Below are 11,779 nucleotides of genomic sequence, written 5' to 3'. Positions count from 1 at the left end.
TCGAGAAACAGCGTGGCGCCCCGGGCGCCTGGCAGCCGCGATCCAAGTCCGTCCGGGACGCGGGCGAGCGGCCACATGCTTCTCCCTCACCCAGGGCTGACCAGCGCTCCCACGCCCGGTCGCGCACGGCTCTGCCCTGAATGGCCCAGAGCGAGACCTGTGGGTGCGCACACAAGGCATTGAGGCGGCCACCTGCGTGTCGATGGGCCGGACAACAGGCGTGGCACCGGTCACGGTGTGACCGGAAGAAAACAGACTCTGTGCGTGACCGCTCGAAGTCGTGGCGGTCCTCTCGGGGCGGTGGCGGCCGTGAGCCTAGCCTCCTGCCACGGCACCGACCCCGCCGGCCGGTGGGCCCGGTGGCGTCCGTCGTGCCGGCCTTTCGGGCAACGCAGCCCAGGCGTCCTTCTGCGTGCGTTGCCCCAGGGCGAGCCGTCAAGGACGCGGGGCAGAAGCCGGTCGGCGTCGTCGATGAGCCGGTCGCCGGCCGCACGGTCGCGCAGGAGGCTCGCGCCGTGGGGCCTGCCGCTGCATGACCGTGATCCTCGGGACGAGGCGGTCGTCGTCGAGGGCGGCCTCGCACAGGTCGACGACGCCGGCTCCGTCACCGAGGTCGGTGCTGACCTGCGCCGAACGGACCATGGCGTAGCCGATCAGGTGCGGGTCGCGGGTCCGGGGCGCTGTCTCCTGCGTGAGGGCAGGGTCGACGGTCTGCTGTCCCCATGTCGAAGGTCGAGGCGTCCGTCGAGGTCCCGGTCCGCGCCGCGTACGACCAGTGGACCCAGTTCGAGACATTCCCGCATCGCTGCCAACCGCATCGACGCGGCCAGCCCGGTGGCCAGCCCGGCAGCTGGCCACCGGGCGCTCGATCCGCCGGCGCATCTTCGCCCACTTGACGAAGTCCTCGGCCAGGGTGGTGGCGGGCAGATTCGATATCCACTAGCCCGTCGGCGTGTCCTGGCCGTGGGACGACTCGACCAGGAGGGTCCGGGTGGGCAGGACGCCGTTCCCTCGGTTGTGGCCACCTCCTGCGTTCTGGACTGCGCCCAAGGACTGCTTGACCGCGGGCCGGACCATCAGGACGGAAAGCCATGAGGGCATCGAGCCTTTGCTGCCCTCCCGCCAGTTGACCTCGGCGAACCGCTCCGCCCCGCTTCCTGCCCCCGGACGCAGATGGCTCGTAGCGGGGTGCGGTAGTGGGGCAGCGTGGGCGGTCCGAGCCCGCCATAGGCGGGCCGGTGCGGCTCGGACTCTTCGAGGTGGGCGACTTCAGTGGGAGAGCGTGTCCGTACGCTGTTCGATCCGCTCCACGCCGTCCACGCGATGCGTGCCGGATGCCGCGCCGGCGCAGGTGGGCCGCGGGCTCGAAGGACGGCAGCCGGCCGGTCATGACCAGCCAACGGATCCCCGCCGTGCGAGGTGGCGGTGGGACGCCCGCGGTCCGGCAGGGAGCACCCCGGTCCGTACCTCAGTGGAAGGCCTTCATCCCGCCGTCCAGCTACGCCTTGTCACCGATGTCGTCACCCGCTTGACTTGGCCAAGGCGCCGGCTTTCCGAGCGGCGGCAGGGGGAGGTAAGCAGCGGATGTTGATCGACAGCATGGCCATGGCGCCTGGTGAGCGCGCGGAGGCGATCCGCGAGGTGATCTGGAGCAGCGTAGTGCGGGTGGAGATTACCCATCAGCCCGATCCTCAGCTGATCCGCACAGTGGGGGCGATCAGCCAAGTCGGGCCGCTGACCGTCTGCTCGGTGCGCGCGAATGCCACCACCGTGCAACGTACTCCCGCACTGGTCCGGGATGACATGGAGCCGAGCCTGTTCGTCGGGTTGCAGGTCACGGGCAGCAGCGTCGTGGTGCAGGATGGCAGGGAGGCTGTGCTGCGGCCCGGCGACCTGGTGCTGTACGACACCACCCGCCCCTACACACTCCTCAACAGGGACGGGATACATCAGCACTACTTCCGGATCCCGCGTACTGAACTTGCCTTGCCGACGAGGCTGCTGGAGCGTGCCACCGCAGTGTTGTTCAGCCGCCGGGACCCGCTCGCCGACCTTACCGCCACCTGTCTGCGGCGAATCGCGCGCCAGCAGGCCCGATCCGCAGCATCTCCCGGCCAGGGCTTGGACGCTGCAGGCAGACCAGGCATTGAACTGCTGCGCGCTCTCATCGCCGCCCGTCTCGGTGACCACCGCGCGACCGTCCAGGCTTCGGACGAGACTCTGCATCTGCGGGTCATGGACTATGTCCGCGCCCACCTGGGCGATCACGACCTTACGCCGGCTCGGATCGCGGCCTGCCACCACGTCTCGGTCCGCCAGCTGTACAAGGTCCTGGCCCGCAACGGTGTGCATCTGGGCGAGTGGGTGCGCTCGCAGCGACTCGAACGCTGCCGCGCTGAACTCGTGGATCCCTCGGCACGCCACCGGTCGATCGCGGCCGTGGGGTACCGGTGGGGCTTCCCGAACGCCGCCCATTTCAGTCGCGTCTTCAAGGGCGCCTTCGGACTCTCCCCCAGCGATTGGCGATCCCTGCACACCGGCAGTGGTGAAGACCTTCGCGTCGTCCGCCCGTGAGTTCGAGCGCCTCGGGGCTGAGTGCCTGGCCCTGAGGAGCCGCCAGATGTGGCCTGCTCGACCGCAGGCGGGGGCGCATGGCCGACCCGGCGCCCTGCCAGGTGCAGCCACCGTCGGTGGAACGGTCGTGCCAAAGCTGGTGGTTCGGGGCTGATGCATCCGAGCACTGCGTTTCCGCTGCGCCCGCCAAGCCGGGTCGTTGCGGTCGGTGAGCAGCTGCTCCGGGCCGCCCCGCGTCTGAACGCCGTGGTCGAAGATCAGGGGAGTGTGGATGCAGCTGGAGGTGGAAAGGACCCGGGGATGCGTCTACGGGCGCCAGTACGGCCCGGTGGTGACCCGGCTATCGGAAATCGTCATCTCCACAGTCCATACCCGGTTGCCGCCGACCGGAACAGCCGGGCGTCGTTGCGGAAGCCGACAACGGAGAGACCATGGTTCATGCCGACGTGGCCCAGCTGCGGCCAGGGCGACCAGATGTCTCCGGGCGGCGCCTCCCCGGAGGCTGTAGGAGACCGTTCCGTTGTCGCCAGTGCGGTCGCCGTCGCGGGTGAAAGTCCTGCGGTCAGCAGCAAGGTGAAGGTGGCGAGCGCCACCATCGGCAAGCGCGCCGCCCGGCGCGCTCTCGATTTCCTGGCGCTGGGCGGCGGACTCGACTTCGTGTTTCTCCTTGGCGTGGTTGTTCGGACAGCGTGCCCGCCTCGTGGGAGGCCCCGTGCCGGGATGGCCCGTGCGAGCTGGGGGTCGGCACGGGGGCGTGTCCGATGGGGGCCGGCTCTGGCCCGGAGTGTCAGATGGTCGGGTCGACGAAGCGGCGGGTGAAGGTGAGCGCGGTGTCGGCGACCTCGCGCCATCCGCTGTCGATGGTCAGGGAGTGGCCCCGGCCGGGGATCTCGGTGATCTCGGTGACGGCGTGCTCGTTCTGCGCCTGCTTCTTGTAGGCGGCGTTGGCGATGGCCCAGGGCACGGTGTTGTCCTTCTCGCCCGAGATGATCAGCAGCGGTCCACGGCCGGCCGCGTGGGTGTCCACCTTCGCTTCGGTCCAGGGGTTGAGATTGGCGGCGGCGGCCTGGAAGAGCGGCTCACCCGGGGCGGCCACCGCGAACGTGTTGTACAGGTGCAGGGCCTCCTCCTCGCTGACGGCGTTGGCGAAGGCGTAGCGGAACTGGTCGAAGGTGAGGGGCACCGCGCGGTGGTAGTTGGCCGGGTTGCCGAGCACAGCGCTCGCGGCGCGTAGGGAGGACAGCGGCAGCGGCAGCACGCCCCGGAAGGGCGCGGGGTCGATGGCCACCGATGCCTGGGAGAGGCCGCGTCCGGCGGTGATCTGGGTGATCAGGCCGCCGAAGGAGTGGCCGATCACCACCGGCTTGCGTTCCAGGCGGCCGATGAGGTCGCAGAAGTGGTCGGCGACCTGGCCGACGCTCTTGCCCGCGAACACCTCGGGGTGCTCGTGCGCCTCCTCGACGGTGTGCGGATCGTCGGGCCAGCCCGGCAGGACCGGGGCGAAGCCGGCCTGCTCGAAGACGGTGGCCCAGCGGTCCCAGCTGGTGGGCAGCAGCCACAGGCCGTGGATGAAGACGACGGGAACGCGGCCGGTGGCGTTGGCCGCCTCGACCTGGGCGAGGTCACGTGCGTAGGGAGGAATGGATTCGGGGGACGACACGAAAGGGCTCCTTGACGGCGACGGGTGTCAGGGGTGGACGGTGCGGGCTGCGGAGCGGATCAGGGCGGCGACAGCGTCGGGCCTGCTGTGCATCGGCAGGTGGGAGGAGGGCACCTCGATGGTCCGGGAGCGAGCCCGGGCGGCCTGGAACCGCTGGAGTGCCGGGACGATGCCCCGGTCCTGGGTGGAGATCAGGGTCCACGACGGCACGGTGTGCCAGGCTGCGCCGCTGACCCGGTCGGTGAACGCGGAGGCGCTGAGCGGGCGCTGCCCGGCGGCCAGCACCCGGGTGGTGGGGCGGGCGACGTCCTGGGCGAAGACCTCGCGGTAGCGGTCGGGGCGGATGTACAGGTCGATGGCGCTGGTGCCGTCGGCGCCGGGCACGGGAACGGGGGTGAGCGCGGCGTCGAGCTGGGAGCCGGGGAACCGGGCGGCGAGTTCGCCGAGGACCTCTCCGGTGTCGGGGACGAACGCGGCCACGTAGACGAGGGCTTTGACGTTGGGGGCGGTGGCGGCGGCCTGGGTGATGACTGCCCCGCCGTAGGAGTGGCCGACTAGGACGACGGGTCCGGGGACGGCGGCGAGCCGGGCGGCCACCTGGTCGGCGTCGTGGGTGAGGCCGCGCAGCGGGTTGGCCGCGGCGATCACCTGGTGACCCTGGTGCTGGAGGCGCTCGGTGACGGGGTTCCAGCTGGCGGCGTCGGCGAACGCACCGTGGACCAGGACCACGGTCGGCTTTCCGGCCTGCTTCTCGTCGGAGCCGGCACCGGCGGCGGTGGAAGCGGCGGCTGATGGGGCACCGGCGGTTGCGGCGGCGGTGAGTGCTGCTGCGGCGCCGACGGCGCTCTTGAGGGTGCGGCGTCGGCTGATCGGACGGCCGGTCATGATCGGGGTCCTTCCGGGTACGGGGGCACGGGCATCGATGTGAGGTGCGCGGGTGCGATCACGGGGACCTTGGCGGTGCCTGCGGCGAGGGTGAGGGCGGGCGGTGCAGGAGGGCGCGTACGGCGAGGCCGCCCGCCACGCCGAGAGCCGGCGCGGCAGCGGCGGACCAGGAGGGCCAGTACGGCAGGCCCAGGGCGCGGTCGGCGGAGAGGCGACCGGGGCCGGTGAGGGCGAGCGCGGTGGCGATGCCGATGAGGACGAGGGGGTACTCGTAGCCGTCGTGCTGCACCCACAGGCCGTTGGGCCACTTGACGGTGAGCGCGACGGTCATCACGCCGATGGCTCCGGCGGCGGCGAGCGGGGTGAGGGCTCCGGCTGCGAGCAGCAGGCCGGAACCGATCTGGCTCGCTCCCGCGGCGAGGGCGGTGAGCGCCCCGCCGCGGAAGCCGTCGTGCCGGAACTCCTCGGTGCCGCCGGCCAGTCCCCTGCCGCCCAGCAGGAAGCTGACCTTCTGCACGCCGTGCGCGGCGATCAGCAGACCCGAAAGGAGGCGCAGCAGGAGCAGCCCGGAATCGGTGTCCATGGTCGGGTTGCCGGTCACCCTGCGGCGTGCGGGTCGATCATGGAGTGGGCGTAGACGATGCCCAGGCCGTAGGCGCCGCCGTGCTCCTTCACCACGTCGGTGGTGGCGGTGTAGGTCTCGGTGCGCGCCCAGTCGCGCTGGAGCTCCAGGAGCACCTGCAACCAGGTGACGGGGACGGCTCCGGCGGCGGTCATCCGCTGGAGGGCGTGTTCGTGGGCCGCCGGGGTGACGCCGGCGGAGGCGTCGGCGACGACGTACACCTCGTAGCCCTGGCTGAGCGCGGACAGGGCGGGCAGGACCAGGCAGACCTCGGTCCACAGGCCGCTGAGCACGATCTTGTGGCGGCCGGTCGCCTTGACGGCTTCCACCAGGGCCTCGTCCTCCCAGGCGTTCATGGAGGTCCGGTCGACTATGTCGTGCTTGGGGAAGACCTCGCGCAGCTGCGGCAGGATCGGCCCGGAGAAGGAGGCGGCGGCCACGGTGGACAGGACGACGGGGACGTCGAACGCCCGGGCGGCCTTGGCCAGGCCGACGGTGGCGTTGATGACGGCGACACGGTCGGCGCTGGCGGCGCCGAAGAACATCTGCGGCTGGTGGTCGACGAACAGCATCATCGCGTTGTCGGGCGTGAGCAGGTCACGGCTGGGAGCAGCGCTGACGGCGTCGAGGTCGAAATTGAAGTCCGACACGAGGGGTCCCTTCCTGGGGTGAACGGTGGGTGAGGTGGTACGGGAGGGGTGGGCGGCGAGTCGCCGCCGAGGGTTGGGTCAGGCGCCGAAACACGGGTCGAGGGCGCCCGGCGGCTCCTGGGGTACGACGGGGCCGCGGACAGCCCGCCACTGCCGGTGCTGCTCGCCTTCCGCGACGGCTTGCGCCAGCAGGTCGGCCTGGCGGGCGCCGCCTGATGGCGGCGGGGTGGCCTGATAGCCGCCGAAGCGGGCGACCGGGCTCCAGGCCGGGCTGAGCGGCGGAAGGGCTTCGTCGAGGCCCTCGAACTCGGCTGCGGCGTAGACGATCCGGCCGCCGACGACGGTCAGGACGGCCTCGATGTGCGCGATGTCGTCCGGGTCCACGGTGAAGAAGTCGTGGCTGAGGACGGCGAAATCGGCGTACCAGCCCTCCTTGAGGACGCCCTTGACGTCGTCCTCGCCGGTGATCCGAGCGCCGCCGCGGGTGTACAGCTCAAGGGCCCGCTCGCGGGAGACCAAGCGGTCCGGCGGGTAGAGCGCCAGGTCGCCGACGGTGCGGCCGGTGACCAGCCAGTGCAGGGCGACCCAGGGGTTGTAGGAGGAGACCCGGGTGGCGTCGGTGTCGGCCGCCAGCGGGATGCCGGAGGCGAGCATCTCCTTCAGCGGCGGGGTGCGCGCGGCGGCCTCCGGGCCGTAGCGGTCGGTGAAGGCTTTGCCCTGGAAGGACATCCGGTTCTGGACGCTGATCGCACCGCCCAGTGCGGCGATCCGCTCCAGGCTGTCGGGGGTGACGGTCTCGGCGTGGTCGAAAAGCCAGCGGCTGCCGCCGGGAAACAGGCCCTCAGCAGCGATTTTGTCGAAGACGGCGAGGTCACGGCGGATGGTCTGGTCGTAGGTGGCGTGCAACCGGAACCCCCAGCCGTGCTCCAGCAGCAGCCGGACGGCCTGCTCGAACTCGCCTTCGTAAAGCGACAGCTCAGGCCGGGGTTCGGAGAAGTTCTCGAAGTCGGCCGCGGCCCACGTCAGGTTCTCACCGGCGCCGTTGAGCCGCAGCCACTCGTCGCCGTCCCCGGGCCGCACGGTCTCCACCCAGCGGGTGAGGTCGGCCAGCTCCTGCCCGGCGGTCTGCGGGAAGAGGTGATAGCCGATCCGCACGGTCAGCTCTCCCGCGCGGGCCAGTTCGATGACGGTGCCGTAGTTGTCGGGGAAGCTCTGGAACCCGCCGGCGGCGTCCACGGCGGAGGTGAGGCCGAAGCGGTTGAGTTCGCGTAGGAAATGCCGGGTGGAGACCTTGCGGTCGGCCTCTTCCAGGGTCGGCGCGGCGGCGAGGGTGGAGTACAGGAGCAGCGCGCTCGGCGCCGCCAGCAGCACCCCGTTGGGCCGGCCGTTGCGGTCACGGACGATCTGGCCGCCGCGCGGGTCAGGGGTGTCCCGAGTGAAGCCGGCCGCTCGGACGGCGGCCCGGTTGAGGATCGCCGACTGATAGAGGTGCAGCACGAACACCGGGGTGTCGGGGGCGGACAGGTTCAGCTCGGCGGGCGTGGGCATCCGCCGCTCGGCGAACTGCTCGGCCGACCAGCCGCCGACCACCCGGATCCACTGGCCTCTCGGGGTACGCCCGGCCTGCTCGCGCAGCAGCGCCAACGCCTGGCGCAGCGAGGTCACGCCGTCCCAGCGCAGCTCCAGCACGTAATTGAGGCCACCGCGGATGACGTGCAGGTGCGAGTCGTTCAGGCCGGGGACCACTCGGCGGCCGAGGGCGTCGACGACCCTGGTGCGAGCCCCTACGCGGGCGGCCACCTCGGCGTCGTCGCCGAGAGCGGTGATGCGGCCCGCGCGGACGGCGAGCGCGGTGGCGGCAGGGCGTAGCGGGTCGCCGGTGTGGATCCTGGCGTTGCGCAGGACGACATCGGCGCTGTCACCGGTCCCCGGTGCGGGGGTGACGCCGCTCACCGGCATCGTGGGCATGGGGTCTCGCTCTCTGTCGTGGCACGGCAAGGGGGTGGGCACGGACACCGGCTGCGCCGCTCGGTCCGCTGGTGTGACCGGCTCAGAGGGTGCGGCGGACGCCCGCATGGCGTTCGAGGTTGCGCAGTTGGACTGTCAGGTCGCCGTTGACGGCCTGGTGGGCGGGACCGGTGCGGCCGATCGGCAGTACTTCCTGGCCTCGCATGTCCTCCAGCATCAGGGCGAAGGCGGCGTACATCGCGACCGCGGCCAGCAGCAGGCCCAGCGCGCCGGAGATACCGGCGAGCCAGTGCACGCCGGTCAGGTTGGCAGCGGCGGCCGCCGAGAAGCGCGGCACGGCGGTGCACAGCACCAGCCACAGCGCCCGCTTGGGCTTGGCTACGCTCGCCATCGACAGAGCGAAGAGGGCGAAGCAGAGGTTCAGCACGCCCAGCACCCGGGCACCTCCAGGCGGCTGGGTGGCCAGGATCAGCGAACTGGCCAGCCACATCCCAGAGAAGCAGGCCATCAGGGTCGCCGCCAGGACATCCCGTGCGCCGAAGGCCAGGCATCCCACCAGGAGTTGCAGGATGAACGCGGGAAGGATCGTGAGGGCGACGGCGCGCTCGGCGCCATCCTCGAACATGCCGAGCTGGAGGCAGCCGACGAGGGTGGAGGCGATCGCCACGGTGTAGAAGCCGAGCGGCATCGGCGAGGCGATGGGCCGCAGGGTGATGCGGGTCATGTCGCGCAGGTCGGGCTCGTGGTGGCGGCCTCCGGTAGGCCGCATCGGGGCCGCGGGCCCCTCGGGAGTGGTGTCGCCGGTGGCCATGGGGTCTCTCCTCGGGGGTGGGGACAGGCGCGGCTGGAGGCCGAGACCCCCCGTGGTAACTCTCTGGTCCCCGCCCGCTGCCGTTCGGGGTCAGTGAGCGGTGAGAGCCTTGCGCAAGGTGGCGATGGCCAGTGCAATGGCCACCTCGGCGCCCTGGGTGCCGCGCAGCGCGTTGAGCAGGACGAAGTCGTGGATGACGCCCTGGACGCGGACGGCGGTCACCTCGACACCGGCCTGCCGCAGCTTGGCGGCGTACGCCTCGCCCTCGTCGCGCAGCACATCCGCCTCGGCGGTGATCACCAGCGCCGGGGGGAGACCGGTGAGCTGCTCGACGGTGGCCCGCAGCGGGGAGGCAGTGATCTCGGCGCGCTGGTTCTCGTCGGTGGTGTACTGGTCCCAGAACCACTGCATGCCGTCGCGTCGCAGGAAGTAGCCCTCGGCGAACCGGTGGTAGGAGCCGGTGTCGAAGCTGGCGTCGGTGACCGGGTAGAAGAGCACCTGATGGGCGAGCGTCAAGCCGCCGCGTTCCTTGGCGAGCAGGGTCAGCACGGTGCTCATGTTGCCGCCGACGGAGTCGCCGGCCACCGCCATTCTGGTGGCGTCCAGGCCGTGAGCGGCGCCGTCGGTCACGACCCAGCGGGCGACGGTCCAGACCTGCTCGACGGCGACCGGGTAGCGGTGCTCCGGGGAGAGGTCGTACTCGGGGAAGACCACCGCGGCACCGGTGCCGACGGCCAGTTCACGCACCAGCCGGTCGTGGGAGTGGGCGCTGCCGAAGACCCAGCCGGCGCCGTGCACGAAGACGACGACGGGCAGGTCACCCTGCGCACCGGCGGGCCGCACGATCCTGGTCCGGACCTCGCCGGTCGGGCCGCCCCTGACGGTCACCCACTCCTCGTCGACCGCGGGCAGCTCCACGTCGCCGGACTGCACGTCATCGACGGCCCTGCGGCCCTCGGCCGGTGGCAGCTGGAACAGGAACGGCGGCGCCCCGGTCGCTTCGGCGAAGGCGGCGGCCTGCGGTTCCAGAACCGGCGCGACACATTCGTGGTCAGTCATGGATCGGACCTCTCTGCGGATCGAGGGTGCACGCCGCGCGGGTCAGGCGGCGCACGTCCGAAGCTAGAGGCCGGGCGAGGGACCCGGTTGCCTGTACGTGCTGGCCTGCTGCCCCTCAGCGCAGGGCTCTTCGGCGCGAGGGCACGGGAAGAACAGACCCGTGCACGGCAGAGCAACCGGGTGCCCGGTGCTCCCGGGAAGATGGGCGCCGCCACACCCGGAGACCGTGCTGGAGGGCTGGTTCGTGCTGCTGTTGGACCTGGAGGACTACGCGCCGCGAGAGAGGGCTGATGCGTTCCATCACGCGATGACGGACACCTCCGTGCCGAACGACATCGTCCACGAGGAATGCGGGACAGGGATGAGCGCGCGCATCCAAGGCTGGCGAGTGGGCGGCCTGGACCTCTTCGACATGTGGAGCTCAGGGCTGGAGATCCGGCGCACAGCCAGACACGTGCGCCAGCACCGGGACCGCCCCGTGGTGTCGGTATCGCTCCAGACCCAGGGCACCCATCGAGCCGAACAGGCGGGCACCCGGTTCACCCTCGGGCCGCAGGACATCTGCGTCTTCCACGAACTCGCACCACGCACCTACGGCTGGTCCGGGTACGGCGCCTCGCAGGCACTCACCGTCGACATGGAGCATCTCGGCCTACCGGTCGACACCGTGGTCCGTGCCTCCGCACGGCTTCGCGCCAGCCCGGTGCACGACCTCCTGCTAGGACACGTGCAGTCACTGTTCCGGGATCCGGACCGTCTCGAAACGGACCCCGGAGCCGGTGCCCTCGCCAACGCCACCACGGACCTCGTACGCGCCCTGCTGACCTCCGCGGCGCACGACGAGCGGGACCGACGGGCCAGAGAGGCCATGGACACAGCCCTGGCGACCCGGATCACGGCCTACGCACGCCGCCACCTCACCGACCCCGACCTCGGGCCGGAGCGCATCGCCGCGGAACACGCCATCTCCAGAAGGCAGTTGTACGTCGTGCTGGGACGCGCGGGTATCCGACTCGAACAGTGGCTCATCGCCGAGCGACTGGAAATGGCATGCCGGCTCCTCACCTCACCCCGCCACGCCGCACTACCGGTCGCCGCCGTGGCGGCCCGTTGCGGCTTCACCAGCCCGAGCCACTTCACCCGACGCTTCCGCGACGCCTACGGGACCACCCCGAGCGAGTGGCGGCGCCACCGAACTGCCCCACCTGTTCGCCCCGTCCTGGCGATCTCTGATCGCCAGGCCAGGGCCTAGAGCTCCGGACTAGCTTGCTCCGGGGCGCCTGCCTGGCCAGGACGACCGTCCGGCCCCTCACAGGGCCGGACGGTCTCACGCTCGTTGGAGAGCCTGCGGTGCTCGCAAAAGGCCCAGTTCAGAAGACCTGCACACAGCTGAGACGTTCGGCCTGCTGTCATCCGACTGACCTTGTACCGACGGCGCCTCCAGAACATCAGGTCTGGCCGGCAGGCGGGTCAGGCGCCGTGCGGGTGTCGTCGAGGATCGCCGCCCACCCGCCACGTCCTGCGGTACGCCTAACCCATGTCGACGTTGC

The 11,779-nt window shown here is 71.2% G+C and carries 9 protein-coding genes and 1 pseudogene; 3 read left to right on the top strand and 7 right to left on the bottom strand.

All coding sequences use genetic code 11. From position 1 onward, the window contains the following. Positions 1-722: 722 nt before the first annotated feature. Together AMK29_RS37295 and AMK29_RS20600 are read left to right on the top strand one after the other, a co-directional pair. Positions 723-800: pseudogene (locus AMK29_RS37295) on the top strand (SRPBCC family protein); the annotation flags it as partial. Between the two features lie 784 nt (positions 801-1,584). Next, positions 1,585-2,574: a helix-turn-helix domain-containing protein gene (locus AMK29_RS20600; protein WP_073814982.1), complete on the top strand. Its 990-nt coding sequence runs from the start codon at positions 1,585-1,587 to the stop codon at positions 2,572-2,574. A 787-nt stretch (positions 2,575-3,361) separates the two neighbouring features. On the opposite strand, the gene AMK29_RS20595 is transcribed toward AMK29_RS20600, so the two are convergent. The 7 genes from AMK29_RS20595 to AMK29_RS20565 all read right to left on the bottom strand — a co-directional run bounded on the left by AMK29_RS20595 (position 3,362) and on the right by AMK29_RS20565 (position 10,229). After that, the gene (locus AMK29_RS20595) at positions 3,362-4,234 is read right to left on the bottom strand and encodes an alpha/beta hydrolase (RefSeq protein ID WP_073814981.1); all 873 of its coding nucleotides are present in this window, start codon (positions 4,232-4,234) and stop codon (positions 3,362-3,364) included. Positions 4,235-4,261: 27 nt separating this feature from the next. Further along, complete coding sequence (locus AMK29_RS20590; protein WP_073814978.1) at positions 4,262-5,119, bottom strand: alpha/beta fold hydrolase; 858 nt, start codon at positions 5,117-5,119, stop codon at positions 4,262-4,264. Between the two features lie 58 nt (positions 5,120-5,177). Continuing rightward, a complete protein-coding gene (locus tag AMK29_RS20585; protein ID WP_073815788.1) occupies positions 5,178-5,702 on the bottom strand; it encodes a DoxX family protein in 525 nt (174 codons plus the stop codon). Positions 5,703-5,716: 14 nt separating this feature from the next. Then, positions 5,717-6,391 (bottom strand): hydrolase, encoded by a 675-nt coding sequence (locus AMK29_RS20580; RefSeq protein WP_073814976.1) that lies wholly within the window; start codon positions 6,389-6,391, stop codon positions 5,717-5,719. A 78-nt stretch (positions 6,392-6,469) separates the two neighbouring features. Continuing rightward, positions 6,470-8,359, bottom strand: a complete 1,890-nt coding sequence (locus AMK29_RS20575) for an amidohydrolase (protein ID WP_073814974.1) — start codon at positions 8,357-8,359, stop codon at positions 6,470-6,472. Between the two features lie 82 nt (positions 8,360-8,441). After that, the gene (locus AMK29_RS20570) at positions 8,442-9,170 is read right to left on the bottom strand and encodes a GPR1/FUN34/YaaH family transporter (RefSeq protein WP_241845580.1); all 729 of its coding nucleotides are present in this window, start codon (positions 9,168-9,170) and stop codon (positions 8,442-8,444) included. Between the two features lie 90 nt (positions 9,171-9,260). Next, complete coding sequence (locus AMK29_RS20565) at positions 9,261-10,229, bottom strand: alpha/beta hydrolase (protein WP_073814971.1); 969 nt, start codon at positions 10,227-10,229, stop codon at positions 9,261-9,263. Between the two features lie 307 nt (positions 10,230-10,536). Between AMK29_RS20565 and AMK29_RS20560 the strand changes: the two genes are divergently transcribed. Further along, complete coding sequence (locus tag AMK29_RS20560) at positions 10,537-11,481, top strand: helix-turn-helix domain-containing protein (protein ID WP_241845578.1); 945 nt, start codon at positions 10,537-10,539, stop codon at positions 11,479-11,481. Positions 11,482-11,779: the final 298 nt, after the last annotated feature.

Origin of the sequence: Streptomyces sp. CB02261, from assembly GCF_001905665.1 — a bacterium.
GTDB lineage: Bacteria > Actinomycetota > Actinomycetes > Streptomycetales > Streptomycetaceae > Streptomyces.
The sequence above is the reverse complement of the archived record's forward strand: the minus strand, read 5'-3'. Positions and strand labels throughout refer to the sequence as shown.

What these genes read in the sequence shown, in the direction of transcription:
- AMK29_RS20600 (WP_073814982.1), top strand. Translation starts at nt 1,585, where the DNA reads ATGTTGATCGACAGCATGGCCATGGCGCCTGGTGAGCGCGCGGAGGCG.
- AMK29_RS20590 (WP_073814978.1), bottom strand. Translation starts at nt 5,119, where the DNA reads ATGACCGGCCGTCCGATCAGCCGACGCCGCACCCTCAAGAGCGCCGTC.
- AMK29_RS20585 (WP_073815788.1), bottom strand. Translation starts at nt 5,702, where the DNA reads ATGGACACCGATTCCGGGCTGCTCCTGCTGCGCCTCCTTTCGGGTCTG.
- AMK29_RS20575 (WP_073814974.1), bottom strand. Translation starts at nt 8,359, where the DNA reads ATGCCCACGATGCCGGTGAGCGGCGTCACCCCCGCACCGGGGACCGGT.
- AMK29_RS20570 (WP_241845580.1), bottom strand. Translation starts at nt 9,170, where the DNA reads ATGGCCACCGGCGACACCACTCCCGAGGGGCCCGCGGCCCCGATGCGG.
- AMK29_RS20565 (WP_073814971.1), bottom strand. Translation starts at nt 10,229, where the DNA reads ATGACTGACCACGAATGTGTCGCGCCGGTTCTGGAACCGCAGGCCGCC.
- AMK29_RS20560 (WP_241845578.1), top strand. Translation starts at nt 10,537, where the DNA reads ATGACGGACACCTCCGTGCCGAACGACATCGTCCACGAGGAATGCGGG.